Origin of the sequence: Acinetobacter bouvetii DSM 14964 = CIP 107468 (genome assembly GCF_000368865.1) — a bacterium.
GTDB classification, from domain to species: domain Bacteria; phylum Pseudomonadota; class Gammaproteobacteria; order Pseudomonadales; family Moraxellaceae; genus Acinetobacter; species Acinetobacter bouvetii.
In genome coordinates, this window is the sequence record NZ_KB849726.1 from 646,360 (window position 1) to 671,990 (window position 25,631).

Genomic DNA, 25,631 nt, shown 5'->3' on the forward strand with positions numbered 1-25,631 from the left:
ACATGGCTATTGTAGAAGCATTTGAAGCAAAACAGAATTGCTATTTTAATTATGATTTTGAGGAATTATATCTGGCGGATGATTTTCCAGAAGAGCTGCCTGTGTCTTTGCGCGGCATGCTGTATAGACATGAGATTCAATATCCAGACGCGACTTATTATATTTACTACAGCGATATTTTAATGGGTAATGAATTGGTAAAAATGCAAGCGGATTGGTCTAGATATTGTCCTTTACCAGAATCATGAAGTATAAAAAACGAGGCATAAAGCCTCGTTTTTTATACTTAAGCTAAATTATATTTTTGCAATTAAAGCTTTAACTTGTTTTGCTTGTTCAGCGGCATTACCTGTATAGGTTGCAGGCGTCATTTCAGCCAAACGCGCACGGTCAGCAGCAGGAACGGCTTCTAATTCATTGCCGTTGACGAAATCAACCATCATTTCACGCGTCATTGCTTGACCGCGAGTCAATGCTTTTAATTTTTCGTATGGTTTTTCAACATTATAACGACGCATAACCGTTTGAATTGGTTCAGCAAGCACTTCTTGAGCGTGGTCTAAGTCTTCAAGAATACGCGCAGCATTCAATTCAAGTTTGCCCACACCTTTTAAGCATGCTTCAAAAGCGATCAAGCTTTGCGCCATACCAACGCCCATGTTGCGCAGAACAGTAGAGTCCGTTAAGTCACGTTGCCAGCGGGAAATTGGAAGTTTTTCGCCTAAGTGCGCAAGCACTGCATTGGCAATACCCAAGTTGCCTTCAGAGTTTTCAAAGTCAATCGGGTTGACTTTATGCGGCATGGTTGAAGAACCCACTTCGCCTTCTTTCAAACGCTGTTTGAAGAAACCTAAAGAGATATAGCCCCAAACGTCACGGTTAAAGTCGATCAATACTGTATTGAAACGGCGAAGTGCATCGAACATTTCTGCGATGTAATCGTGCGGTTCAATTTGCGTGGTGTATGGGTTGAAGGTTAAGCCTAAAGATTCGACAAAAGCTTGAGAATGCGCAGGCCAGTTGATGTCTGGGTAAGCCGAGTAGTGCGCATTGTAGTTGCCGACTGCGCCGTTGATTTTGCCAAGCAATTCAACATTGTTGAATTGTTTGATTTGACGCGCAAGGCGGTATGCCACGTTCGCCATTTCTTTACCCAAAGTTGTTGGGCTTGCAGTTTGACCATGCGTACGGGACAGCATTGGCTGTTCTGCATGCGTTTCAGCCAAGGCTGCAATGGCATCTACGATTTGCTGCATAGATTCAACCAGAACCGCACGGCCATTTTTCAGCATTAAGGCATGAGAAAGGTTGTTGATGTCTTCAGAAGTACATGCAAAGTGAATGAATTCACCTGCATTTTTAAGTTCATCGATATGTGCAATTTGTTCTTTCAGAAAGTATTCAACTGCTTTTACATCGTGATTGGTGGTACGTTCAATTTCTTTAATACGGTTTGCATTGTCTTCAGAAAAGTTCGCAACAATCGCATCTAAAGCTGCATTGGTTGCCGCTGAAAATGGAGGAACTTCTGTAATTTCAGGACGGTTTGCAAGCGCTTGCAACCAGCGCACTTCAACAGTCACACGAGCATGGATTAAGCCAAACTCAGAGAGGAAAGGGCGCAAAGCATCACATTTGCTAGCGTAGCGACCATCTAATGGTGAAAGTGCGGTTAAAGCGTTCATAGCGATTCCTTAAACTTTGGAATTAAACGTAAAACAAAGAGCCTGATGCGGTTCAAGTTAAATCACCTGATACTGCAGCCGGGCAAGATCTTGAATATCTTTAAGCAGCTTGCGTTTGCTGAAAATCATGCCCCATGAACTGCCGCCCAGCTGACGCCATAAATGCGCCATCTGCAGGCCAGTAAAGAGCGATGCGCGAATGCGGTCAGTATGTGAAGAGTCTTTGAATGCTTCTGCATTGCCGCGCACCATAATGCGCGGATTAATCTGTCCAGCAGTATCTACATAAGTTTGCGCAAGGCTGGCGAGTACGCTGGGATGCAGATAATTATTGTCAAAGAAAGACAGCTGACGGAGAATTTTTTGCTGGGAGTGTTCGATAATTTCAACAAATTTAGGATTGCTGTAGACTTTTTTTTCTAATTGCAGCAGGGCCATGGCATAGCTCATTGGGAGCTTGGCACTGGAGAGTTTAGGTAATCTGGACGTAGGAGAGGTATTGAACGGCTGATTTATACTGCTTTCTAAGGTTTTTAAACCGAGGGAAATATCGGCCAGCTGATTAAAAAAATCCAGCGTCTGACAGCTGCATTTTCCGCTTGGCCGGATATTTAAACTGGCTTTCACCATTTGTTCTAAATAAAAGTTACCGCTTTCGCCAATGCTCTTTTGTCCGGTCAATGCGGTCATATGCGTCAGCTGGGCCGCTTGAAAAACGCCCGCTAACGCCAATGTACGGTTTTGGCGAACATTCAGAGTTTGAGGCTGTTGAAACGGTAACTCTGTCATGCCGAAACAATCCTTTTAAATAAAATCCGGTTTAGGAGCATTGGTATGATGGATCACACCGCCGCCTAAGCAAACTTCACCTGCGTAGAACACCACGCTTTGACCAGGTGTGACAGCACGCTGCTGTTCATCAAATTCAACACGGACACCCTTCGGGGCATCTGGGTCTTTATACAAAGTGCATGCCTGATCTGATTGGCGGTAGCGGGTTTTAGCTGTGCAGCGGAAACCTGATTCAGGAATTTCCTGCTCACCGGCAACCCAGTCAATCGCTTCACTCCAAAGTATAGTACTTTGCATCAGCGGATGTTCATGGCCTTGGCCAACAATCAGACGGTTGCCTTCAATGTCTTTGTGCAGCACAAACCAAGCGCCTTCTTCCGCGCCTTTTAAGCCGCCAATGCCAATGCCGCCGCGCTGACCGAGCGTATAGTACATTAAGCCGTGATGTTCACCAACCTCTTTGCCGTTATCCAGCAAAATTTTTCCGGGCTGAGCAGGCAGGTACTGCTTTAAGAAGTCATTAAAGCGGCGTTCGCCAATAAAGCAAATGCCGGTAGAATCTTTTTTCTTGGCGGTGGCTAATCCCAGTTCTTCAGCAATTTTCCGCACTTGAGGCTTTTCAATTTCACCGACAGGGAACAAGGTTTTGTTAATTTCACGGCCATGCACAGCATGCAGGAAATAGGTCTGATCTTTATTTTGGTCTAGACCGCGCAGTAAGGGCGCATATTCTTCACCGCGTGAGTTGGTTGCAGTTTCACCGCGGCGGCAGTAATGGCCTGTCGCAATAAAGTCTGCGCCTAAATTGACTGCGTGGTCTAAGAAAGCGCGGAACTTAATTTCTTTGTTGCATAAAATGTCTGGGTTGGGGGTACGGCCAGCGGCATATTCTGCTAAAAAATGCTCGAATACGCGGTCCCAGTATTCCATGGCAAAATTCGCTGTATGCAGTTTGATGCCAATTTTGTCGCAGACCGCTTGCGCATCGGCAAGGTCTTCCATCGCCGTACAGTATTCCGTGCCGTCATCTTCTTCCCAGTTTTTCATGAACAGGCCTTCGACCTGATAGCCTTGTTGAAGAAGCAGCGCTGCAGAGACAGAAGAATCTACACCACCAGACATACCGACGATGACACGTTGTTGCATAGGATTAAGCATCCAAATTTGAAATTAAGGGAGAGTTTTGGTGCTCATAAACGAGCGATAAAGGATATTTTTGCCCTGACAAGGCATCTTGCACAGCTTTAATGACCAATGGGCTGCGCGCGCGGGCAGACTCCAGCAGTTCGTCTAAAGTCATCCATTTTGGACCGACAATGCCTTTATCCAGTTCAGCTTCTGGAAAATATTCCAGCACATGCGCTAAAAAGCAGAATCTGAAATAAGTGCGGTCTGGGAACATTGGCGGGGTATAGGTATAAATGCCAAGGAGGGCATCAACTTCTACCGCATGGCCAGTTTCCTCCATGGTTTCACGAATGGCAGCCTGAATGATGGATTCGCCGCATTCGACATGCCCAGCAGGCTGGTTAAACACAGTATGCGTCACGGCTTCTGTATGTTCTTCTACAAACAGGAATTTTCCGTCTTTTTCTACAACTGTAGCGACAGTAACGTGAGGAGTCCAAGAGGTCATGACCAGCACCATGGTAAGGGATGGGCTATTGTATAAAATTTTGGGGTGTGTGGCTATGTTGAACGAGGATGAAATGTCATTTCTTTAGCTGAGTCAGGAATAGAGATAAGTTTAAAGCTCATTCACTGTGAGGCATTGCCGCGCTTTTAGATTTAACAGGTGATTAAAGTTATTTAGGAATCAATGCCTAAATAACTTTAATAGTTCTCAAGGCTAATCCAGTATTTACAATACAAAATAGCCTGAGCAATAAGAATAATTGATAAGCTGTACATGAGGTGAATTGCAAGAAGACCACAGATACAGCTTATTTAAAATGAAACTATTCAGGGATTATATGTTTATCATGAGGGATTTCAGGAAATAGAGTGTATAGCAGATCTGGATTTTTCTTAAAGCCAGTGCCATCTATATACTTCCACTCTTGAGATTCAAGAGGGCGCACTGCGAGCATAAAGGACTTCTCTCCCGTCATGGCTTTGCCATTCATTAAGATAGTCAGTTGTTTGGGAATCACACAAAATTCTTTTTTTCCAAAAATATAGCTATTTTGCGGCGGCTGAATATCGACTTTTTCAACGTGGATATTGCCTTTTTTTAAGGAGTCAGCTGCGAGTACGAGCATGGCATTATAGTTTTCCTGGCCGCCTGCAAGCTCAATAATGGATGAATCTGACTTGTCTGCAATATATTGATAATTGCCACTATTTAAAGCGGTGCTCATTTGTGTCATTTCTTTAGAAATAACGCTGCCATAATCTTTTGTGCATCGAGTTTCATCAGCAAAAGCAGTGGTTGAAGATAAAATCATTCCTGTGAAAAGAATTTTTATAAATTGTGACGTATTAAATTTATGCAGCATTAAAAATTACTCGGAATTTGAGTCCATATTTTTCTATATAGACAAGACGTATTAAATGAGCTTATAAAAGTATGAAAATAAGAAAAGTGTGAATGATTAATTTTGATCTAAATAATTATTCGCCACCTTCACATAATGCCGTGCCGAATATGGTAAAAATTCTTTTTCTTTATCTGTGAGCGGACGAACTTTTTGTACAGGAGTGCCCACATATAAATAACCGCTTTCTAGGCGCTTGCGCGGCGGAACCAGTGAGCCTGCGCCAATCATCACATCATCTTCAATAATGGCATCATCCAGAATAATCGTACTGATGCCGACAAGCACGCGGTTGCCAATGGTGCAGCCGTGCAGTTTGACATGATGGCCAATTGTCACATCTTCACCAATAATCAGCGGCGAGCCTTCAGGCTTATCGGCTTTTTTATGGCTGACATGCAGCATGGCGTGATCTTGCACATTGGAATTGCGGCCAATATGAATATGATTGACGTCACCGCGGATCACTGCAAAAGGCCAGACTGAAACATTTTCCGCCAAAGCCACTTCACCAATCACCACAGACATTTCATCGATATAGCAAGTTGAATCAATTTTAGGATGATGTTTTAAATAGGGGCGGATATTCTTTTTCATGACGGTCCATCGTAAAACTTTAAATAGGGAAAGTATAAAATAAAAAAGCATCCGAACCGAGGCAGGGATGCTTTAGTCTAAGCCGAAAAAAATCGGCGCTCGAAAATTTTAGAACAAGTTCGCAAAGAATTGTTTGATGTGATCAATCATTTTTGCAAAGAAACCCGCTTCTTCTACAGGTTTAAGCGCTACAAGCGGTTTTTCTGCAATCACTTTGCCGTTTAATGTCGCAACGTATTTACCCACCACTTGACCTTGTTTTAAAGGTGCAGTCAATTTAGGCTGAACAACCAATTGAGTTTTGATGGCGTTCGCATCGCCTTTAGGCATGGTTACGTTGAAGTTTTCAGGCAAGCCAATTTGCACATCGCTTTCTTTACCGTACCAAACTTTTGCTTTTGCTAATACTTGATTCGCTGGCTGCACTTTTACCGTTTCAAAGTTTGCGTAACCCCAAGCTAAAATTTCACGCGTTTGAGATGCGCGCTCGTTCATGCTTGGCGCACCAAAGATCACTGAAATCAAGCGCAATGGGCCGCGTTTGGCAGAAGTCGTCAAGCAGTAGCCTGCTTCATCGGTATGGCCGGTTTTTAAGCCGTCAACACTTGGATCTGTATAAAGCAGGGCATTACGGTTGCCTTGTTTAATACCGTTAAACGCAAATTCTTTTTCAGAGTAGATTGGGTAGTATTTAGAGCTGTCATGGATGATGTGCTGTGCAAGCGTTGCCATGTCTTTTGCAGTAGAGTAGTGTCCTTCCGCAGGCATGCCTGTAGAGTTGATGAATTGAGTATTCACCATGCCAATACGCTTAGCTTCCTGATTCATCATGTGGGCAAAGGTGCCTTCATTACCGGCAATGTGTTCCGCCATGGCTTTAGATGCATCGTTGCCTGACTGAATGATAATGCCGCGAAGCATTTCAAGCGCTGTTGCTGTACCGTTCAATGGCACATACATGCATGACTCTGTGCTGCTGCCGCGGCACCAAGCAGATTCATTCATGCGCACTTTTTCATTTTCGGTTAAATCACCGCTTAATAGCTTTTGTTCAATGATGTAACTGGTCATCATCTTCGTCATTGAAGCCGGCGCCAATTTTTCATTTTCATTTTTTGAAGCAAGGATTTGCCCTGTTTCATAGTCCATCAGCACATAAGATTTATTATTCAATTCTGGGGGTGCAGATAAGACAGTTGCCGCGAAAGAAAAACTAGGGACGAGCAGTAATGCGGCAAGAGCGGTTTTTTGGGTCATTCTGGGTGGTTCCAATAACTTGTTATAAGCGCGAAGAACCTAGCATTTTAGGCCAAAGCTAGGCCGACTTCTATGGGTGAAAATGGCTTATTTTAAAAGTATTGTAACCAAGTGAAATTAATTTGCGTAAGTGCTGAGCTCTTGGCAAATTTCTGTATTTTTTGCTTTGCCTGCTTTCTTGGCGTCATTTTGCGCTTCATCTAAAATTTTGCCAAAACTTTTCTGCTTGCTGAGCTTTTCTAAAGCGGCAACAGGCGATTTCTCATTTGGCAAATACTCTTTAGCAAGTTTGGCATAGCCTTGATTAAATTTATCCTGATCATTGACAAGTTTAGGGCAAATTTCGGATAAAACATAAATTGCAGCAAGTTCTTGATTGGTCACTTGCGGTGTAGGTGTGACTTCAATTTTTTCATCGGCGGCAAAAGCCGCGCCCGCAGTAAAAGCAAAGGCAGAAAGAGAGAATGCTGAAAGGGTTTTAAGCAAGACTTTTTTCATTTAAAAACAACCTGAATATTTCAATACAATGAAGCAATAGGCTTAGATTAAATCTATTTTTTATAAATGAAAGTCCCTATTTGTATTGAAGCTGTTGAAAAACGAGGCAATTGTGAAATAAAAAAGGACAATGTGTGCAACATTATCCTCTTTTTACTGGCGATGAATTTAAGCTTGATAATTTAAAACGTCATCGCAGACAGATTTTTGCTCATCTGCAGTAGTTTCTTTGGCCGTTTCGCGCGCTTCGTTTAAGACCGCTTTATATTCGCTGTCGGATTGAATGCTTTCATATGTCATAGATTTATCTGAATAATCAGCTAAATAGCTTTGAACCAGCAATTTGATGTTGCCATCAAATTTAGCATTTTTGCCAATCACAGCAGGGCAGACTTCCGCCATGACTTGAGCAGAAGCAACATCTTCCTTCACGATTGTGTTTGCTTCAGCTTGCGTTAACCCCTCATCGGCAATGACAGCCTGAGAAAAAACTGCAGCAAAACCTAAACCTAATAAGCTGCGAAATGATATAGTTTTAATCATTTTAAAATCACACATTTATGATGGATATTGAACGTTGAATATATATAATTCCTGATATTTTTCAACGAAAAGTTCTGATCAGTCATTTTTTTAGTCATGAGATTTATGAAGTGAATATTTTAATTGCCAACGATGATGGTGTTTTTGCGCCAGGTATCCAAGCTTTAGCCAGTGCGCTGCGCCCTTTAGGCCGCGTTGTCATTGTTGCGCCGGAAGCAGAGCGCAGCGGTTTTTCCAGCGCATTAACTTTAGACCGTCCACTGCGTCCTATCCAAATTGCCACAGATACTTGGGCTGTGAATGGCACGCCGGCGGACTGCGTGTATTTATCCATGAACGGCTTATTTGATTTTGAATTTGATCTTGTGGTCAGCGGCATTAACAGCGGCGCGAATCTAGGAGATGATGTCCTGTATTCAGGAACTGTTGGAGCTGCTTTTGAAGGGCGCTTAATGAAACAGCCGGCCATTGCGGTATCTCTTGCAGGGCCAAATGTCCGTTCATATGAAACGCCTGAAGGTTTTGCAGTGGCAGCAAAGTGGGTGCATGACTTTATTGCCGCGGGCTTGCCTGCACTGCCCGCACGCCATATTCTAAACATTAATATTCCAGATAGCCGCGAATTAAGAGGCGCAAAAATTACGTATCAGGGCCGCCGCCGCCAGTCAAAACCCATTACCAGTCATGTTGATCCGCGTGGCCGCCAAGTGTACTGGATAGGCCTGTCCGGTGAAGCTGTTGCTGAACCCCTAAAAGGCTTAACCGATATTGAATCTGATTTCTTTGCGGTTGCAAATGGTTACGTCAGCATTACGCCAATCCAAATGGATGCAACAAATTATGAAATTTTGAATAACTTGCACATACAATTGACTAAAAATGCGTAAGTAGTGTTATAACTTTGTGAAAATGCTGATGATGCAGCTTTTTTGCTGGCAAATTTTGCTAATCTTAGCGAAATTACAGCATTCCATTTATCGTGTAGAGAGGAAGATAATGTCCCTGGTGTCACAATATCGCTTAAAAGCAGCTCCAGCAGTTTTCATCAAGTCATTGGTTTTTTCCTTGGCGGCTGTTTCGACCGTTATATTGAGTGGTTGTGCATCTAAGCCGCAAGTCAGCAATGCAACACGCTATGCGGCAGCGCCGGATTTTTATACCGTGCGTTCAGGGGATACGCTGAGCGGCATCGCTGGACGCTATGGCTTAAGCTATATCAGTGTAGCTGAAATGAATGATATTGCGCCTCCATACAGAATTTATGTCGGACAGTCGATTCGCTTAAAAAATTCTGCTTCGCGCCGTGCGGCATCTACACAGGCAATGACACAGTCAGCGCCAATTCAGCGTCAAACAGTTCCACTGCCGCAAAATACTGTGCCAGCAGCGCCAGCCGTCTCTGCGCAAAACCAGACAGCACCAGCCGTGAGCGCGCAAAGCTCTTCTTTGCGCTGGGTTAAACCCTCAAATGGATCTGTAATTGCGAAATTTAACTTGGCATCCAATGTGAAAGGCGTCCGCTTTGGCGGCAAAGCAGGCGATCCAATTTATGCTGCAGCAGATGGCCAGGTTGTTTATGCCGCTGATGGATTAAAAGAGTATGGCAATCTGATTCTTTTGAAACATATTAACGGCTATATCACCGCTTATGCGCATAATAGCAAAATGATCGTGAAAAGCGGCGACAATGTTCAAGCCGGGCAGAAAATTGCTGAAATGGGATCAACTGGAGCATCCAGCACGATGCTTGAGTTTCAGGTCCGTTTAGACGGCAAGCCAGTGAATCCTGAGACGGTTCTTCCGCTTAACTGAATTTAAGTAATGCAAAACCTGAATATCCTCGTATAATGCAAGAAATTGCTTTTATTAAACTATGAGCATTTCATAAATTTGAGGGGAATTTATGTTAGATCAATTACGGGCAATGGGTGTCTTTGCTTGCGTTGTAGAGAAAAATTCTTTTAGTGGCGCAGCGCGGGAACTGGGCATTACGACCAGTGCAGTCAGCCAGCAGATCCGTTCTTTAGAGCTGGATATGGAAGTGGTTTTACTGCACCGTTCAACACGCAAATTAAGCTTGACCGAAGCTGGACAGGCATTTTTTTACAGCTGTCAAGAAATGCTGTCTGCTGCAGAACGCGGTAAAGTCCGAATTAATGAATTGCGCGATGATTTGGTTGGGGAACTTCGTATCGCGACGACGCCTGAACTTTGCGCGAATCATATCATTCCAGCGCTTTCGCAATGGATAGCTACGCATCGCGGCCTTTCAGTGAATTTTGAGGCTGACAATCAGTATATTGATCTTATTGATGGGCGCATTGATATTGCGTTGCGCATGAGTTCTCAAATTTATGATCAAAATCTTCACGCTGTGCCTTTGGCCCGGGTTGAGCAGATTTTGGTTGCATCGCCAAGTTTTATTAATCATTCAGCTTTGATTTCAAGGCCTGAAGATTTGGCTAATCATGATCTCGTCGCGCTGAATATTATGAAGAACCATCATTCTTTGGTATTTGAAAATAGTGTGACCGGTGAAAAAGTCAATATTGAAATGCCTTCAAGGCTGTCAACCAACAATGTGCTGGTTGCAAAATCCATGTGCATGCAAGGGCAAGGCATTGCTCGAATTCTATTTTTAGATGTGCAAAAGGATTTAATGAACGGTTCTCTCATTGAAGTATTGCCTGAGTGGAAATTGCCGGCATTTACACTTTATGCCGTGGTTGCTAAACAAGAGCAGCAGCCCGCTAAAATCCAGCGTTGCCTAGATGCATTAAAGAAATATTTCAGCCAGTTGCCGGGTGGGCGTATCTACCAAGAAGCATCTTAAAAACAGAAAGTTTATTTAAAAAGTGTTTTAACCATGACTGCTTAAATAAATTTTAATGTGTGAATAAAAAAAGCCGCATCAGCGGCTTTTTTTTATTCTTTTAGATTAGGCTAAATACGCTTTAACCATTGTGACAATACGTTCAATCAGCTGATCGGCCTGTTCTTGAGTAATATTCAAGGCAGGCAATAAACGGATCACTGAACCCGCCGTAACATTGATAATCAAGTGATATTGATCACGGGCAATGTCAACCAATTCACCGCATGCCTTAGGCAGTTCAATACCAATCATTAGGCCAAAACCGCGAACCGTTACATTTTGTTCGGCGAGTTTTTCAGACAGCTGCTGCACAATATAGGCGCCTTTTTCAGCAGCATTGGCCACCAAATTTTCTTTTTGAATGGTGTCAATCACGGTATAAACGACACGAGAGCCCAGCGGGGTGCCGCTATAGGTGGAACCATGGTTGCCTGCAGTTAAAACGCCAACACCGCGGCCTTGGGTCATGACTGCGCCAATTGGGAAGCCATTGCCTAAGCCTTTTGCTGTCGTTAAAACATCCGGAACAATGCTGGTGTGCTGATATGCAAAGTATTTTCCGGTACGGCCGTTGCCTGTTTGCACTTCATCCAGCATCATCAGCCAGTTGTGCTGATTGCAGATTTGGCGGATTTCTTCTAAATAGCTGAAACCTTGAGGAGCAGTGTTTACGCCACCTTCACCTTGAATCGGCTCTACTAAAATTGCCACAATATCTGGGTGGTTAATTGCTGCTTCTTCAATGGCTTCAATATCGCCAAATGGCACGCGGATGAAACCTTCAACAAGCGGCGCAAAACCTTCTTGAACTTTTTTATTGCCTGTTGCAGACAAAGTTGCCAGTGTGCGGCCATGGAAGGAGTGATCTGCAACAATAATTTTAGGGGTGGCTACACCTTGCATATGACCAAACTTGCGCGCAATTTTAATTGCGCCTTCGTTGGATTCTGCACCAGAGTTTGAGAAAAATACTTCTTCCATGCCGGCGGCTTCTGCTAATTTTTGCGCAGCCGCTGTTTGCCAAGGCACTTCAAAAATGTTGCTGGTATGAATGAGTGTTGCCGCCTGATCTGCAATCGCTTCAGTAATTGCAGGATGCGCGTGGCCTAAGCCGCAAACAGCAATCCCTGTTAATGCATCAAAGTATTCTGTGCCGTCTTCTGTATAAAGATAAGAACCTCGGCCTCGGACAAAGCTGATCGGCTGACGGCCAAATACAGGCATCAAATGAGATGGTTGATCAGTTTGCACAGGGGCAAGGGTAATGTTGTTCATGACTAACTCTTATCTGTTAGGTGGATTGAAAAGTAATGCGGTTGGCACAATATATCTTGATGCGCCAAGACGTTCTATATAAGCAAAAACTCCCCGAGATTTAAAGCCCGATCGTAAATAAAATTGGATTTATTGCTTTAGTCATACTGTTTTGCTCAGTTTTGGGTATAATGCGATGCAGATTTATTGAGGATATATCAATGACTGAACAAGCACGCGATACAGAAGCGTTAATTCGTGACCAAATTGCTAAACATGCAGTTCTGCTTTACATGAAAGGCACTCCACAATTTCCGCAGTGCGGTTTCTCTGCTCGTGCAGTAGAAGCACTCAGTCAAATTGGCCGTCCATTTGCATATGTAAACATCTTGGAAAATCCGGATATCCGCGCGACTTTGCCGCAAATTGCAAATTGGCCGACTTTCCCGCAATTGTGGATCAATGGCGAATTGATCGGCGGAAGCGACATTATGCTTGATATGTTCCAAAAAGGTGAATTGAAAACTTTGGTAGAACAGTATAGCCCAGCGCCTGAAGCTTAATTCAGACCGAATATAAAAAAAGCGCCTTTTAAAGGCGCTTTTTTTACGGGCAGATATTTTAAGGCATCAATTTTGAGCAGACTGTTCTGCTTGCAATGCTTCCGCAGCGGCCTTAGCCAGCTCTAGCGCTTCTTTTTCAGCTTTGGCCTTTTTTTTCGCTTTTTTCTTCTTTTTGCTTTTTTTCTTTGGCGCTTCTTCTAGTTCCGCGCCATCTTCAATCGCTTGCCAGTATTCCAGCTGCGCCATAACAGCCGCGAAAATAGAATTTTTGCTGTACCGGCCTTTTTTGTCCAAACTGCCGACAGCGCGCGCCATTAAAATCTCTAACGCTTGGTCGATGGTGTCAATGGCATGAATATGGAACTGACCATTTTTTACAGCTTCGATCACATCTTTGCGCAGCATGAGATGCTGCATATTTTGACGCGGAATGATCACACCTTGTTTGCCGGTTAAGCCCTGCAGCTTACAGGCATCGTAAAAGCCTTCAATTTTAGCATTCACGCCGCCAATCGGCTGGACTTGTCCCAGCTGGTTCATAGAGCCGGTAATGGCCCATGACTGGTCAATGGGCAATTGGCTGATGGCAGAAATCAATGCGGAAAGTTCAGCGACGGTGGCACTGTCGCCATCAACCTGACCATAGCTTTGCTCAAAGGCAAGCGCTGCTGAGAAATGCAAAATCTGTTCGCGGCCAAAATGCGCTTTGAGGAAGCTGGACATCAGCAGTACGCCTTTGGCATGCAAAGAGCCGCCCAGTTCTACACTGCGTTCAATATCTAAAATGTCACCGCCGCCTTGATATACAGAGGCGGTTAGGCGGGAAGGCAGGCCGAATTCGACATCAGCATAATGAATCACTGAAAGGGCATTGATTTGGCCAAGACGGTGGCCTTTGGTTTCAATCAATTGCGTACCGCGGGATAAGTCCTGCCAGTACAGTTCACGCAAATAGCCTAAGCGGTATTTGCGGTGATCCAGCGCCGTATTGATGTGCTGTTCAGTAACCATGCTGTCGCCCGCCTTGGCTGCATGATGATGTGCTTCACGGATCAAGTCACCTAAGGTGAGGGCATGTAATGACAACGAACTTTGATCTTCCGCTTGACGGCTGGAGTCGGTTAAAAGCGCTGCCAATGCAGAACGGTCGAAAGGCAGCAGTTTATCCGCCTGCACATAGTCGGCAATCAGCTGCATATAGGCTTGTTCATTATTTTCATTGCGCTGCAGCGTATCGGTGAAATCGGCGCGGATTTTAAAAACACTGCCCAGCTCAGGTTCAAGCTCTAAAATCTCATAATAAATTTCAGGCTCTGCTAATAAGACAACTTTGATATCTAAAGGGATGGCTGCCGGTTCAATGGAAATACTGCCGGTTAAAGTCAGCATATGCTCTAAAGATGATAATTTCAGCTGACCTGATTTCAGGGCGCGTTTTAAGCCTTGCCATGCATAAGGCTGTTCCAGCAGCTGTTCAGCCTCCAGCATTAAAAAGCCGCCATTGGCTTTGTGCAGCGCGCCGGGGCGGATTAAGGTAAAGTCTGTGGTGATGGTGCCATTTTGCGTTAACTGTTCAACATGGCCCAGCAGGTTGTAATGTGTTGGAAAATCATCAAAGATTACAGGTGCGCCTGCATTCGGCTTGTGTGTAACGACAATATTGGCTTGGTAGCGTGAAGGCACACGGCTGAATACACCTGGGGTAAAATCATCTTCTTCCTGCTCTAAGACAATTTCCACGTTATTAATAATGTCTTCTGCATAATATTTCAGATAATTTTCCAGGCCCTCGACATCATTATATTTGTTTTGCATTAAATCAATGCGCGGTAAAACAACCTGTTTGGCGATATCGCGATTCAATAGCTGCACCTGATCGCGGGCGTCATCTTCCAGATCGCCTAAATGCAAGCCAAGCCGTTCCAGCTTTTTGTTCATGTAGCGGATATTGGATGCGATGGCCGCACGGTCTTTGTTGTTTAAGGCGTTGATTTCATCTTTAGACATTTCTTGAATTTTATTGTCTTTTAGATGCACAGGAACAAAGCAATGCTCATCATCTTGTGAAATCAGCTTTAAATCCAGTTCTTCACCTTCTTTGGTCAGCTCTACCAGAGCTTGCTGCTGTACATCCCCAGTCTGCTGGCGGATTAACTCGATACGGTTATGATAGGTTTCTGCCGTAAATCGGCGTTCCAGCTGCTTTAAAATAATTTGCCACGTTTGATGCAGAGCCGCCTGAAATTTCGGTGCTTGGCCAGTAGGAAGCTGTAGGGCAATGGGCTGGCGCGGAAATTTAAAATTATAAACGTACACCCAGTCATTCGGCGTTTTCATATTTTTTGCATGCTGCTGCAGCAGGCGCTTGACCATGGTGCGCTTGCCTAAGCCCGCTGTGCCGACTGCAAAAATATTGTAGCCTGAATAAGGTAAAGCAATGCCTGCTTCAACAGAGGCGCGGGCGCGGTCCTGACCTAGAAAATCATTTAAAGGCTTAATGCGCTTAGTGGATGTTGGAATTTTTTTTAAGTTTGTCGGATGCGTCAGCTGTTCGGCATTCAGTTTTGTTTTGCTTAAAGTCGTTTGAATTTCAGGGCAATCAAACACACTGTGCAAGATTGGCGCCGATTGAACATGAGTTTCGCTGTTGTTTTGTTCTGAAGGTTGGGTGGATAGTGAAGATTGAATATTTTCGAGTTTTTGCGGCACTGTTAAATCCAAAACAAATAAATGACGGCAGAATTTAAAGGTATACTGGATTCATCCGAAAGATCAAGCAAGCGCAATGCTTTTCTCGATAAATAAAACGATGATTGCGTAAATTTAGTTGAAACAAATGCTATTAAGCGTTTGAATAGCAGCAATTGTATTTAGACAAAAATAATGTGATGACAACGCAATCTTCCGGATGGAAATCGGCATTTACAGCATTTTTAGACCGCCGCGCATTAATTATGCTCTTTTTGGGTTTTTCTGCAGGTATTCCGATTCTGCTGATTTTCTCCAGCTTATCGCTTTGGCTCGGCGAAGCCGGTATTGATAAGAGCGCCGTGACTTTTTTCAGCTGGGCTGCACTGGGCTATTCCTTTAAGTTTGTTTGGGCGCCTTTAATTGATGAGCTGCCGGTCCCATTTTTGACTAAAACTTTAGGCCGTAGGCGCTCTTGGCTGCTGATTGCGCAGTGTTTAATTATTTGCGCCATTTGCATTATGGCGTTTTCAGACCCGTCTTTAGGGCAAAACTACTTGTATCAAATGGCTGCTGGCGCCGTGTTATTAGGCTTTTCTGCAGCAACACAAGATATTGTGATAGATGCTTACCGTATTGAATTGGCGGAAACCGAAATGCAGACGGTTTTAGCATCGACCTATAATGCGGGCTACCGGATCGGCATGATTGTTGCAGGTGCAGGCGCGTTATTTCTAGCGGCTTATTTAGGAACAGCCAAAGGCAATTACATTTATGAAGCATGGAAAACGACGTATTTAGCCATGGCTGGGGTCATGCTGGTCGGTATTTTTACGACGCTGATCATTCGCGAACCGAAAGTAGAACGCATTCATAAAGATTATAAGCGGGTGGATTATTACCGCTTGGTTGCTGTGTTCTTTGCCGCCGTGATCAGTTTTGTATTGAGCTATATTTATTCAGGTACAGCTGTAGATGCGCTGAAAGAACAGCTGGGCATACAGGACTCATTTCTGCTGTTCTGTTTTGAGGCAGTTCGCTTTATTGGCTCAGGCGCGGTGGCTTTAGCTGTCGGCGCATCCCTGGTGAAAATGGGTGCGGTCAACCAGCACATGGCTTATGAAACATGGGTCAATCCTATTGCAGATTTCTTTAAACGCTACGGCATAAAGCTGGCATTGGTGCTTTTATTGCTGATCGGTTTTTACCGTATTTCGGACATTATTGCGGGTGTGATTTCTAACGTTTTTTATCAAGACTTAAACTTTAGTAAAGAGCAGATTGCAGAAGCGGTTAAAGTCTACGGTGTGATATTCAGCCTGGTGGGCGGGTTCTTAGGCGGCTTGCTGGCGCAGCGCATGAATATTATGAAGCTGATGTTTGTAGGCGCAGTGCTGGCGAGTTCTACGAACCTGATTTTTATTGGTTTGGTGAAGTCGGGTCAGCCTTTAAATGATGTTGAAATTAGTGCCGGCGGGCAAAGTTATACCGTTCATCCAGACGAAACAGGTGCATGGAAAATTAAAGTGCCTGTCGACAGTTTAAAAACGGCGCAAACGATTCAGGCCAAGGCCAGCTTTCAGCAAGACAATGCCGCGCCTGTAACGGTGGCAATGCCATATTTAAATGGCGCAGATGCCAATCAAATTTTGCTGCTGCCTGTGACTGCCGATAACGTTATCAATGCCAATGAGAGCCATAACAGCATTGTTGTGCGCGGACAGTTTGCGCAAACGCTGCAAGACAATCAAAAGCTGCAAGTGCTGCTGGACGGCAAGCCTTTTGAGGCAGTACTGGATAAAGACGGTATTTTCAGCGCCGCGATTCCAGGAAAAGATCTTGCATCTTCCGCAACCCAAAAAGTGACGGCGCAGCTTCTAAATGGCCAGCAAGTGCAAGCGAGCATAGATCGATCTTATAATGTAAATACTTCGGCTAATATGGCAGGTGTGCTGGATATTGATATTCAGCCCATTAATTTAGCGGCGGCTGATCAAGGTCAAATTGAACTGAAAGGCAAGGTAATTAAATCTTACAGTTCGCTTTGGCTGTATTTTGCCATCATTGTCGATAACTTGGCTTCCGGTTTGGCCGGCGCTGCCTTTATTGCTTTCTTATCCAGCTTAACCAGTGTGTCATTTACTGCGGTGCAATATGCAATTTTCAGTTCTTTAATGACTTTAACCCCTAAGATTTTAGGCGGTTATTCGGGTACTATCGTCAGCAATATCGGTTATCCCAAATTCTTTCTGATGACCACTTTAATTGGCATTCCAATTTTATTGCTGGTGATTTGGGTAGGAAAATTATTGCGTGATCACAACGCACAATTGAACGGAAAAGGTGAATAATTATGCGCATGCTGCATACCATGTTACGTGTAGGCAATTTAGAGCGTTCGTTGCAGTTCTATACTGAAGTACTCGGTATGGCTTTACTTCGTAAGCGTGATTATGAAGAAGGCCGGTTTACCTTGGCATTTGTCGGTTATGGCGATGAAGACAGCCATACGGTTTTGGAATTAACGCACAACTGGGACACAGACCATTATGAGCTGGGCAATGCCTATGGTCATATTGCCATTGCGGTCGATGATGCCTATAAAGCCTGTGAGGAAATTAAAGCGCGCGGCGGCAATGTAGTGCGAGAAGCTGGGCCAATGAAAGGTGGAACCACGGTCATCGCATTTGTGGAAGATCCTGATGGTTACAAAATTGAACTGATTCAGCAGGATGAGCAAGCGCGCAATAACTGATCAGTAGATCAGATTGGGTCCATTATAGTTTTGCTAAATATTGAACATTGACCCTGAAAAGTAGCTTTATTGCCGCAGCCCAGTAAGATAGAACCTACCAAATGGTAAATTTATCTTACTGGGTTTTTTCTTGTTTGAAGATGACTGGTTTATTTAAAAAAGATACAGGACGTAGACATGCTTAAAATGCTGGCGCTTGACCGCTTTACAATCCTTTTATTCGTGATGGTGATTTTGGCCACCTTTGTCCCTGTTTCCGGGCATGCCGCAGATATTTTTGGGGTGATTACTACGGCCGCGATTGCAATCCTGTTTTTCCTGCATGGCGCTAAATTATCCCGTGAAGCCGTTGTTGAAGGGTTGATGCATTGGAAGCTGCATGCACTTGTCTTTGCTTTCACCTTTGCCATATTTCCCATTTTAGGGCTGGCGGCCAGACCAGTGCTGGTGCCGATGCTGGGGCAGGAGCTGTACTGGGGCTTTCTGTTTATGTGCTTCTTGCCATCCACAGTGCAATCATCAATCGCATTTACTTCAGTTGCACAGGGCAATGTGGCCAGTGCAATCTGCAGTGCCTCTTTTTCAAACTTAGTGGGGATGTTTATTACTCCAGTTTTGGTCAGCCTGTTTATTTTAGGTGAATCCAAGCATGACTTTGACCCCACAGCATCTATTATTCAAATTACGCTGCTGCTGCTGGTTCCATTTGTGCTGGGTCAGATTTTACGTCCCTATATTTTTCCTTATCTGAAGGCTATGCCTAAACTTGTGAAAGCTTTTGATCAGGGCTCAATTTTGATGGTGGTGTATGGAGCGTTCAGCAGCGCGGTAGTTGCGGGGCTATGGCAGCAAGTCAGCGGCACAACACTGGCGCTTTTAATTCTGGCGTGTTCTGTGTTTTTAACTATTATTATGCTGCTGGCGCTGTATATTCCGCGCTGGCTGGGCTTTAACCGTGCAGATCAAAAAGCAGTTTTCTTTTGCGGCTCAAAGAAAACTTTGGCGAGCGGTGTGCCTATGGCGCAAATTTTATTCATTGGCCAGCCGCTGGGAATGATTGTGCTGCCAATTATGATTTTCCATCAGATTCAGTTGATGGTTTGCGGAGTCATTGCCAATTATTGGGCGAAGCAATCTTCGGGCGAACTGTAAGAATAGTTCGCTTTATCCAGATTTATTTCGTATAATATTGTCCACTTGTTGTGCTTAGCTCTGACGGCATCCGTCTCGGTGGGCCAAAAGAATGGTCTGTTATGGTGTTGATCTGCTGTTTTAACGGCACTTCCTCCTTTCATAGGAGAGTGGTCAATTGCGATGACAGCAAAACCTTCTTAAACTTTATGGAGTAATCGACGATGCGCGCCGATATTCACCCAAAATACGAAAAACTAGTTGCTACATGTTCATGCGGTAACGTAATCGAAACTCGTTCAGCGCTTGGTAAAGAAACTGTTTACCTTGACGTATGTTCAGCTTGCCACCCATTCTATACTGGTAAACAAAAGAATGTGGACACTGGCGGCCGTATCGACAAATTCAAACAGCGTTTTGCTGGTATGTCTCGTTCTATCAAACGCGACTAATCCTCAAAATGAAAAAAAACGGGCTTTTGCCCGTTTTTTTATACCTGAATTTAAGGCAGTAAGTGAAAAGGCTGAATGATGAATCATTCAGCCTTTTGCTTTAGTTGATTTATTTAATGTGAATAAAGTTTGACTAGATCTGCGATTATTGATCCTGCACATCAATAAGATGATCGAGTTTTTTCTGGAAGTAATCCCCTTGAATAAAGCGGGCATCGACATTCCATGCGTTGGCAAACAATGTCATGTCATTCAATTCACGCAGCATAATCTGTGACGGCCGAATTTCCTGATAGGCCGCAATTTTTGTTTTCAGCTCTTCACATTGCTTATCTGAATTGAGCATTTGCGTCAGGCTTTGATGCAGCGTTAGGTGATGGATGTCTACTTGGCGCAGTAAAGCCTCGCTGAACATTGAATGGCCAAAGTCACGCAGTGAAATTTCAGCGCCATTTTTGCGCAATTCCTTAATGGCTTTTTGTGCATCTGCAATATTTTGATCTATATCCAATTCGGAAAATTGCAAAATCAGCGGGTACTGTAATTTGCTTCTGATAATTGTAATGAGTTTAGAGATAAATTCAGGGAAGGTGCGGTCTTGCAGCAAAACTTCCTTATTCAAATTAATAATTAATTTGGCATCTGGATATTGGGTGATGAAATTATGCAGCTGCTTGCAAGACTCTACAAGGATCCAGCGGTCTAATTTAATTGATAGTTCTGTATCTTCAGCCAGCTCACGCAGCGTGGCGATATCTTTCCATTTATTTTCAAAGATAAAACCGCTGGTGACTTCATATGTGTAAAGATTTACGTCTTCTTTGTCATACAGCTGCTGATATTTGAGATGGATTTCCCCGCGTTCCAAACAAGTGCGCAAGGCTTTTATGACTGCGGGTTCATTCAGAATCACTGCAGGCGCTTCAACTTCCGGTTTCGTGAAATTAATATTGAGCGGTATGTCTGCTTCTGCTTTAGGCTCAATTTCAGGTTCCTGAATTGAAAATTGCAGATCAGGTAAAGACAGGTCTAATTCCGGCGCCGGCTGATTTTTTGGCAAGGCTGTAGAAAATGCTTTGGCAATATATTGGTCTAATTGCGCTTCATCCCGTATGTCGCCCTCTAAAACGGTATAGCCAATACGAAGATTCAGCGGATAACTGTCATTATTTACCGTAATCAGCTGCGGTTTGGTTAATGAGTTTAAGCCAATGAGTTTTGAGTCAAGTTTAGCTTTGGATTCTGCTTGGAATAAACCTGCATGGATGCCGCTGTCTAGTTTGAATAACGGCGCATTAGTCTGCTCTTTGAGAAAGCTATTGATCCCTTTAAAATAGGCTGAGAACGTATTCCAGTCGGCCTGCAGAATGCTTTCATCACATGAAGCCAGGGAGAAGGTGACTAATGCATTGATATCCGATGGCTGTTTGGTCATTGTACGGTTCAGCAACTGATAGGCATTGGCTTTGGCCGGCACTTTATCCCCAGAGGATTGAGCTGAGCTTTCATGGCCGATATCAATTGTAATTTGCAGGGCATCATCTTCAGCCGCTGGAATAAACTCAATTTTAAGCGGGTTTTTTACAGTGCTGCGGCTGTTGAGGGAGTGGAGTTCAAAACGGCCAAAATCAAATTGGCCTTGATTAATTTTTTTAAAGCGTGTTTTGAAATCATTAAGATCCTTAGGCTGAAGGAGATCCAGCAGCGGCAGACCAATGATGTCGTCATTTGATTTGAAGCCAAAGAGTTTCAAATATTCATCATTCGCTTCAAGATGTATGCCTTCTTGGATAACCGCAACAGCTTTATTGCTGTCTTCTACAAATGACTGAGCTTGGATTTGCGCTGTTTCCAATTCATCCATTAAATGCTGCTGGGTTTGCACTAGGCGGCTGAAGGAAAGCGCACGGATAAAGCCAATATAGAAGTGATCCGGATTTTCTAAACTCAGAATATCGTAGATTCCCTTATGCACATAATTGGCGTACTGGGCTTCGCTGTAATCGTCAGGTTGAATGAGGATCAGCGGCAAAGCAGGCTGTTTGGACAAACGGATTAAACTCATCGCTTGATCGTATTTCAAATCATAAGCGCGTCCGAAAATAACCAAGTCCCATGGTAAATTCAGTTGTTTTTCAAAATTTTGAAGGTCATCCAGCAGGGTGGCTTGAATTTGATGCTCACTGGCAGTCAAAAGGTCACGGATTTGGTTATAACGTATCTGATTATCATCGATAATCAGTAAACGTGTTTCCGTGCGTTTTAACTTTTTAGACAGTAATGGATTTCTCACTTCAATGCTTCCCATAAATCATGATTCTTGACTTCATTGACTTGTTTATTAATAAAGTCTTTCACAGTACTTTCCTGCTGATCATTTAATAATTCGTATTCAAAGCGGATAAAGCTTTGCGTGATCAGCTGCGCTTTCGTTAAATAAACTTTCAATTCTTCATTGCCTAGGCGCAAATGAATGGTTTGTTTTTCTCTAAATAGGTGAGAACCCGGTAAAATTAAGGTAGTGGCAACTTGATCCAGCTGAGACGTCTGCACCAGCAGTGCAGGCTGATAATTATGCGTATTCCGGTCTGTACGAATGTGCGCAGCGCAAGGGTACATATCTTGTGTTAAGACTTCTAAGCCAATCTCCAGACTTTTATCTGTAGATTGTTTGATCCAGCGGATCACACCGCCGCGCCATTGGCTTTGCGCATTTTCCTGCACCAGAATAAATTCACCGGTTTTAAGCTGCGCGGGGGTTTCGCCTGTCCATTTAATGCGGTAGCCATTGACACTGATATCCAAGACTTCAGCGGAGTGAATCTGCTTTGCTTCTCTGTCCAATGCTTTGGCATTGGACAGAGACGCCTGCATATTGCTGTCCATGGAATTTACAAAACTGGATTCATTGTGAATATTGTAGTTTGCTTCCAAATCCAAAGTTTCATGCAGGTTTTTGCCTTTGGATAAATAGAAGTGAGCTACAGATAGGCCAAAACAGATATTGATTTGCGCTGAGTATTCATAACGCTCATGGCGGCGTTCAGTATTATTGGTCAGTAAGTTGTGAATATGGAAATGCAGCGCGGGTGTTAAGAACAGCTTTTCATTTTTAGATAAATACTGTCCAGTTTTTGTTTGGGTTTCTGTTAAATGATCCAGCAAATTCTGTGTTGAAATATAAATATTTGGCTGATAATGGCCTGGCTGATGTGTATTAAACACAGGCGGATGATCTTTCGTTGTATCCACGGCATACCGTGAAAGCGTGGTTTCTTTCGGTAAAATTTGGATTAATTTGGCCCAGTCAGCGCTGCACAGGAACAAGCCTTGAATTTCAGCGGGGCGGATTTGATTGGTATTAAAAATATCCAGCAAAATCAGCTGTGAATAGGCTTGTGCAATTGTTGAAATTTGGTGCTGTGTACCTAAAATTTGATTGAGATTGCTTTGGTAGAAATTGTGCTGAATCGCGCAGTCAATCAGTTGATGTGTTGCCAGCCATTGCCCTGGCATAGGGGTTGTATAAAGCATTTGCTGTTGATACAGCAGCATGGTGAGCTGTTGAATAGCGTAATAGATGGACGCCATTCGAGCAGTCTGAAGGCTTTTTTTATGGCCAAAAGAGAAAATTGAAAATTTTTGTTGGTTCAGCTGCTGTTCACATCGTTTTGCGATATCAATATAAATTTTCGCAAAATGGCTGCGCAGCAGCATGGCCAGCTCAATAATCTGATCATTGCGGTCGGTGGTGATTAAGCCCTGATTGGCAAAATGCTTTTCTAAGCTGGTTAAAATATTTTCAAGCGTGGGATGCAGAATTTGAATGAGGTCAAAACGGAGCATTTCCTGGCATTTCAATTCAGAAATTTCCAGCAGCGCATTGAATAGAGATTTAGATGAAGTTCCCAGCTGTAAAATAGATACGCCAGTAAGCCATTCTTGCAAGCCTTTAGCATGGGTCGGACAAAAACTCAGTTTATCCAGCTTGAGTTCTGTCGGATTCTGAAAAATATCTGAAGTATGCTTAGTCATCTTTATTATTTAACTCAAAAAGTTGAAACCCCAAAAAGCGGTGTTTTGTTTTTTTCGCCCGCAATTTCCCGCACTAGCTTAGGTACCAAATAACCCGGAAGTCTGGCTAAAACTTCTGCATAAATTTGGCTGATGTCCTCTGGCGTACGATCAAAATGATGAGCGCCTTTAACTTTATCAAGAACATGTAAATAATATGGCATAACGCCAGCATCAAATAAGCGGTAGCTTAAATTGACCAATACATCAGCAGTATCGTTTACCCCTTTCAACAACACTGCCTGATTCAGTACAGTGATTTGTTCCTTGGCTAATTGGGATAATTTGCTGCAGGTAAAATCATCTAACTCAGATGCGTGATTTGAGTGTACCACTAGAATAATGCGCAGCCTACTGTTTTTTAATATGGAAATCAGCTCTTCGTCGACACGGTTGGGGATTACGATAGGAACCCGTGAATGAATTCTCAAAAATTTTATTTGAGGCAGTGTCTCTAGGCGGTCAATCCAGAGTTTTAATTTCCGATTTGACAAAGTTAAGGGGTCACCGCCGCTTAAAATGACCTCATTAATGTCGGGCTGGCTTAAAATGTATTGCTGAATGTTTAGCCAATCTTCACTTTTTGGCAGATTTTCCTGATAGGGGAAATGGCGTCTGAAACAATAGCGGCAATGGACTGCACATGCGCCAGTTAGTGTCAGTAAGAAACGCGATTGATATTTATGCAGCACACCAGGCTGTTGGTTAGCCTGCTCTTCGCCCAGCGGGTCTGTCACATAGCCTGCATGATCTTCCAGTTCTAAATGATGTGGCAGAACTTGAAGCAGCAGCGGATCTTGCGGATTGCCAGCCTGCATTTTTGCGGCGAAAGCGCGGGGAACACGCAGTTTGAACTGTTCAGATGCGAGAATAGCGCCTGACAATAATTGATCAGGTGACAGCTTTAGCGTCTCCAGCAGTTCTAAAGGGTCAGTAATTAAGTCGCTGAGTTGAGATTGCCAGTTTTGCTCTTGATACAAATAGTTTATCATGCCACGTGTTAAATAATGCTAGGTTAGGGATTGCAGGCAATTCGTAACACCTAATAACGCGTTATTAGGCTAAATTGTCTCGATGGAGGCGTGAAATTAGTGAATGGCCTTGCCATTGTCAAGATTTCCGCTTTTACATAGATAGTTTACCTGCAAGCCGAAGGCGCAGGGGTATTTTTTACGTTGCTTCGCTGCGTGTTGCTCATTTAGAATACTAAACATCACAATACGCGCATTGCTTACAGTTAAAAGCCAACTGCTGCAAAGCTAACGAATTAGCAGAATTCCTTCGCATTCATAGATTAAACTAGTAAGTTTGGAGTGTGCCAGTCATGGCCTATTATTCTACAAATGATTTCAAGTCAGGCCTTAAGGTTATGCTTGACGGAAACCCATGTTCAATCATGGAAAATGAATACGTAAAACCTGGTAAGGGTCAAGCGTTCAACCGCGTAAAATTGCGCAACCTTCGTTCTGGCAAAGTGCTGGAAAAAACGTTTAAATCTGGCGAATCTTTAGAAGCTGCAGACATCCAAGAAGTAGAAATGAACTACTTGTACAATGATGGTGAAATGTGGAACTTCATGGATCCAGAATCATTTGAACAGATTACCGCTGATAAAACAGCAATGGGTGATGCTGCTAAATGGTTAAAAGACGATTCTAACGAACTTTGCACAATTATGTTATTCAATGGCGTTCCATTGAATGTAAGCGCGCCAAACTTCGTGGTATTAAAAATTGTTGAAACTGATCCAGGTGTTCGCGGCGATACTTCTGGCGGCGGCGGCAAACCGGCGAAATTGGAAACTGGCGCTGTAGTGCGTGTTCCATTATTCGTACAGCAAGAAGAAAGCGTTCGTGTAGATACCCGTACCGGTGATTATTTAGAACGTGCATAATGGTTTAGAAATAGACTATTATCGAAAGGGATGATG

Annotated in this window: 24 protein-coding genes; 10 read left to right on the top strand and 14 right to left on the bottom strand. The window is 43.6% G+C overall.

Translation table 11 applies throughout. From position 1 onward, the window contains the following. Positions 1-2: 2 nt before the first annotated feature. Positions 3-248, top strand: coding sequence for a hypothetical protein (locus F941_RS05895; protein WP_005008885.1), 246 nt, complete (start codon positions 3-5; stop codon positions 246-248). 48 nt (positions 249-296) lie between these two features. Here F941_RS05895 and purB read toward each other — a convergent pair whose 3' ends face one another. From purB to F941_RS05940, 9 genes are all read right to left on the bottom strand, one after another. Then, positions 297-1,685 (bottom strand): adenylosuccinate lyase, encoded by a 1,389-nt coding sequence (gene purB, locus F941_RS05900; RefSeq protein WP_005008888.1) that lies wholly within the window; start codon positions 1,683-1,685, stop codon positions 297-299. A gap of 57 nt (positions 1,686-1,742) precedes the next feature. After that, positions 1,743-2,474 (bottom strand): high frequency lysogenization protein HflD, encoded by a 732-nt coding sequence (gene hflD, locus F941_RS05905; protein ID WP_005008890.1) that lies wholly within the window; start codon positions 2,472-2,474, stop codon positions 1,743-1,745. Positions 2,475-2,489: 15 nt separating this feature from the next. After that, complete coding sequence (mnmA, locus tag F941_RS05910; protein ID WP_005008892.1) at positions 2,490-3,623, bottom strand: tRNA 2-thiouridine(34) synthase MnmA; 1,134 nt, start codon at positions 3,621-3,623, stop codon at positions 2,490-2,492. Between the two features lie 4 nt (positions 3,624-3,627). Further along, the gene (locus tag F941_RS05915; RefSeq protein ID WP_026253421.1) at positions 3,628-4,113 is read right to left on the bottom strand and encodes an NUDIX hydrolase; all 486 of its coding nucleotides are present in this window, start codon (positions 4,111-4,113) and stop codon (positions 3,628-3,630) included. A gap of 322 nt (positions 4,114-4,435) precedes the next feature. Further along, positions 4,436-4,975, bottom strand: coding sequence for a VCBS domain-containing protein (locus F941_RS05920; protein ID WP_005008896.1), 540 nt, complete (start codon positions 4,973-4,975; stop codon positions 4,436-4,438). A 96-nt stretch (positions 4,976-5,071) separates the two neighbouring features. Next, entirely contained in the window at positions 5,072-5,611 is a 540-nt protein-coding gene (locus F941_RS05925) for a gamma carbonic anhydrase family protein (RefSeq protein WP_005008899.1), read from the bottom strand. A 108-nt stretch (positions 5,612-5,719) separates the two neighbouring features. Beyond that, positions 5,720-6,868 (bottom strand): D-alanyl-D-alanine carboxypeptidase PBP5/6, encoded by a 1,149-nt coding sequence (gene dacC / locus F941_RS05930; RefSeq protein WP_005008909.1) that lies wholly within the window; start codon positions 6,866-6,868, stop codon positions 5,720-5,722. A gap of 117 nt (positions 6,869-6,985) precedes the next feature. Next, positions 6,986-7,366 (bottom strand): MCR_0457 family protein, encoded by a 381-nt coding sequence (locus tag F941_RS05935; RefSeq protein ID WP_005008911.1) that lies wholly within the window; start codon positions 7,364-7,366, stop codon positions 6,986-6,988. Between the two features lie 168 nt (positions 7,367-7,534). Further along, positions 7,535-7,909: an MCR_0457 family protein gene (locus tag F941_RS05940; protein WP_005008913.1), complete on the bottom strand. Its 375-nt coding sequence runs from the start codon at positions 7,907-7,909 to the stop codon at positions 7,535-7,537. A 110-nt stretch (positions 7,910-8,019) separates the two neighbouring features. On the opposite strand from F941_RS05940, the gene surE reads away from it, so the two are divergent. From surE to F941_RS05955, 3 genes are all read left to right on the top strand, one after another. Next, entirely contained in the window at positions 8,020-8,796 is a 777-nt protein-coding gene (surE, locus tag F941_RS05945; protein ID WP_005008914.1) for a 5'/3'-nucleotidase SurE, read from the top strand. A gap of 109 nt (positions 8,797-8,905) precedes the next feature. Then, positions 8,906-9,721, top strand: a complete 816-nt coding sequence (locus F941_RS05950; protein ID WP_005008915.1) for a peptidoglycan DD-metalloendopeptidase family protein — start codon at positions 8,906-8,908, stop codon at positions 9,719-9,721. Positions 9,722-9,812: 91 nt separating this feature from the next. Next, positions 9,813-10,742 (top strand): LysR family transcriptional regulator, encoded by a 930-nt coding sequence (locus tag F941_RS05955; protein ID WP_005008917.1) that lies wholly within the window; start codon positions 9,813-9,815, stop codon positions 10,740-10,742. Positions 10,743-10,847: 105 nt separating this feature from the next. On the opposite strand, the gene F941_RS05960 is transcribed toward F941_RS05955, so the two are convergent. Next, positions 10,848-12,059: an aspartate aminotransferase family protein gene (locus F941_RS05960; protein WP_005008918.1), complete on the bottom strand. Its 1,212-nt coding sequence runs from the start codon at positions 12,057-12,059 to the stop codon at positions 10,848-10,850. 200 nt (positions 12,060-12,259) lie between these two features. Here F941_RS05960 and grxD point away from each other — a divergent pair, with 200 nt between their 5' ends. Then, the gene (gene grxD, locus F941_RS05965) at positions 12,260-12,601 is read left to right on the top strand and encodes a Grx4 family monothiol glutaredoxin (RefSeq protein ID WP_005008922.1); all 342 of its coding nucleotides are present in this window, start codon (positions 12,260-12,262) and stop codon (positions 12,599-12,601) included. 66 nt (positions 12,602-12,667) lie between these two features. Here grxD and F941_RS05970 read toward each other — a convergent pair whose 3' ends face one another. Next, the gene (locus F941_RS05970; RefSeq protein WP_005008924.1) at positions 12,668-15,310 is read right to left on the bottom strand and encodes a Lon protease family protein; all 2,643 of its coding nucleotides are present in this window, start codon (positions 15,308-15,310) and stop codon (positions 12,668-12,670) included. 179 nt (positions 15,311-15,489) lie between these two features. On the opposite strand from F941_RS05970, the gene F941_RS05975 reads away from it, so the two are divergent. The 4 genes from F941_RS05975 (at position 15,490) to rpmE (ending at position 19,627) form a co-directional block, all read left to right on the top strand. Continuing rightward, entirely contained in the window at positions 15,490-17,640 is a 2,151-nt protein-coding gene (locus F941_RS05975; protein WP_005008926.1) for an AmpG family muropeptide MFS transporter, read from the top strand. A gap of 2 nt (positions 17,641-17,642) precedes the next feature. Further along, on the top strand, positions 17,643-18,044 hold the full coding sequence (gloA, locus tag F941_RS05980; RefSeq protein WP_005008928.1) for a lactoylglutathione lyase: 402 nt from the start codon (positions 17,643-17,645) through the stop codon (positions 18,042-18,044). Positions 18,045-18,221: 177 nt separating this feature from the next. Beyond that, positions 18,222-19,196, top strand: a complete 975-nt coding sequence (locus F941_RS05985; protein ID WP_005008931.1) for a bile acid:sodium symporter family protein — start codon at positions 18,222-18,224, stop codon at positions 19,194-19,196. 203 nt (positions 19,197-19,399) lie between these two features. Beyond that, entirely contained in the window at positions 19,400-19,627 is a 228-nt protein-coding gene (gene rpmE, locus F941_RS05990) for a 50S ribosomal protein L31 (RefSeq protein WP_005008932.1), read from the top strand. Between the two features lie 145 nt (positions 19,628-19,772). Here the strand turns inward: rpmE and F941_RS05995 are convergent, their stop codons facing one another. Genes F941_RS05995 through epmB form a run of 3 tightly spaced genes read right to left on the bottom strand, consistent with a single transcriptional unit; the run spans position 19,773 to position 24,693 of the window. Further along, positions 19,773-21,935: a sensor domain-containing phosphodiesterase gene (locus F941_RS05995; RefSeq protein ID WP_005008933.1), complete on the bottom strand. Its 2,163-nt coding sequence runs from the start codon at positions 21,933-21,935 to the stop codon at positions 19,773-19,775. Beyond that, positions 21,917-23,662 (bottom strand): hypothetical protein, encoded by a 1,746-nt coding sequence (locus tag F941_RS06000; RefSeq protein ID WP_005008934.1) that lies wholly within the window; start codon positions 23,660-23,662, stop codon positions 21,917-21,919. Before F941_RS06000 ends, F941_RS05995 begins: the two co-directional genes overlap by 19 nt. Before the next feature lie 14 nt (positions 23,663-23,676). Further along, positions 23,677-24,693: an EF-P beta-lysylation protein EpmB gene (gene epmB, locus F941_RS06005; RefSeq protein ID WP_005008936.1), complete on the bottom strand. Its 1,017-nt coding sequence runs from the start codon at positions 24,691-24,693 to the stop codon at positions 23,677-23,679. A 332-nt stretch (positions 24,694-25,025) separates the two neighbouring features. On the opposite strand from epmB, the gene efp reads away from it, so the two are divergent. Further along, positions 25,026-25,595 carry an elongation factor P gene (efp, locus tag F941_RS06010; protein ID WP_005008939.1) on the top strand — a complete coding sequence of 190 codons (570 nt, stop codon included), beginning with the start codon at positions 25,026-25,028 and terminating at the stop codon, positions 25,593-25,595. Positions 25,596-25,631 lie beyond the last annotated feature (36 nt).

Excerpts from the sequence above, each read along its gene's own strand:
- grxD (WP_005008922.1), top strand. The coding sequence starts at position 12,260 with ATGACTGAACAAGCACGCGATACAGAAGCGTTAATTCGTGACCAAATT.
- F941_RS05940 (WP_005008913.1), bottom strand. The coding sequence starts at position 7,909 with ATGATTAAAACTATATCATTTCGCAGCTTATTAGGTTTAGGTTTTGCT.
- epmB (WP_005008936.1), bottom strand. The coding sequence starts at position 24,693 with ATGATAAACTATTTGTATCAAGAGCAAAACTGGCAATCTCAACTCAGC.
- F941_RS05955 (WP_005008917.1), top strand. The coding sequence starts at position 9,813 with ATGTTAGATCAATTACGGGCAATGGGTGTCTTTGCTTGCGTTGTAGAG.
- gloA (WP_005008928.1), top strand. The coding sequence starts at position 17,643 with ATGCGCATGCTGCATACCATGTTACGTGTAGGCAATTTAGAGCGTTCG.
- F941_RS06000 (WP_005008934.1), bottom strand. The coding sequence starts at position 23,662 with ATGACTAAGCATACTTCAGATATTTTTCAGAATCCGACAGAACTCAAG.
- F941_RS05975 (WP_005008926.1), top strand. The coding sequence starts at position 15,490 with ATGACAACGCAATCTTCCGGATGGAAATCGGCATTTACAGCATTTTTA.
- F941_RS05935 (WP_005008911.1), bottom strand. The coding sequence starts at position 7,366 with ATGAAAAAAGTCTTGCTTAAAACCCTTTCAGCATTCTCTCTTTCTGCC.
- F941_RS05895 (WP_005008885.1), top strand. The coding sequence starts at position 3 with ATGGCTATTGTAGAAGCATTTGAAGCAAAACAGAATTGCTATTTTAAT.
- F941_RS05915 (WP_026253421.1), bottom strand. The coding sequence starts at position 4,113 with ATGACCTCTTGGACTCCTCACGTTACTGTCGCTACAGTTGTAGAAAAA.
- purB (WP_005008888.1), bottom strand. The coding sequence starts at position 1,685 with ATGAACGCTTTAACCGCACTTTCACCATTAGATGGTCGCTACGCTAGC.
- rpmE (WP_005008932.1), top strand. The coding sequence starts at position 19,400 with ATGCGCGCCGATATTCACCCAAAATACGAAAAACTAGTTGCTACATGT.
- F941_RS05920 (WP_005008896.1), bottom strand. The coding sequence starts at position 4,975 with ATGCTGCATAAATTTAATACGTCACAATTTATAAAAATTCTTTTCACA.
- F941_RS05960 (WP_005008918.1), bottom strand. The coding sequence starts at position 12,059 with ATGAACAACATTACCCTTGCCCCTGTGCAAACTGATCAACCATCTCAT.
- mnmA (WP_005008892.1), bottom strand. The coding sequence starts at position 3,623 with ATGCAACAACGTGTCATCGTCGGTATGTCTGGTGGTGTAGATTCTTCT.
- efp (WP_005008939.1), top strand. The coding sequence starts at position 25,026 with ATGGCCTATTATTCTACAAATGATTTCAAGTCAGGCCTTAAGGTTATG.
- F941_RS05950 (WP_005008915.1), top strand. The coding sequence starts at position 8,906 with ATGTCCCTGGTGTCACAATATCGCTTAAAAGCAGCTCCAGCAGTTTTC.
- F941_RS05995 (WP_005008933.1), bottom strand. The coding sequence starts at position 21,935 with ATGGGAAGCATTGAAGTGAGAAATCCATTACTGTCTAAAAAGTTAAAA.
- F941_RS05925 (WP_005008899.1), bottom strand. The coding sequence starts at position 5,611 with ATGAAAAAGAATATCCGCCCCTATTTAAAACATCATCCTAAAATTGAT.
- F941_RS05985 (WP_005008931.1), top strand. The coding sequence starts at position 18,222 with ATGCTTAAAATGCTGGCGCTTGACCGCTTTACAATCCTTTTATTCGTG.
- dacC (WP_005008909.1), bottom strand. The coding sequence starts at position 6,868 with ATGACCCAAAAAACCGCTCTTGCCGCATTACTGCTCGTCCCTAGTTTT.
- hflD (WP_005008890.1), bottom strand. The coding sequence starts at position 2,474 with ATGACAGAGTTACCGTTTCAACAGCCTCAAACTCTGAATGTTCGCCAA.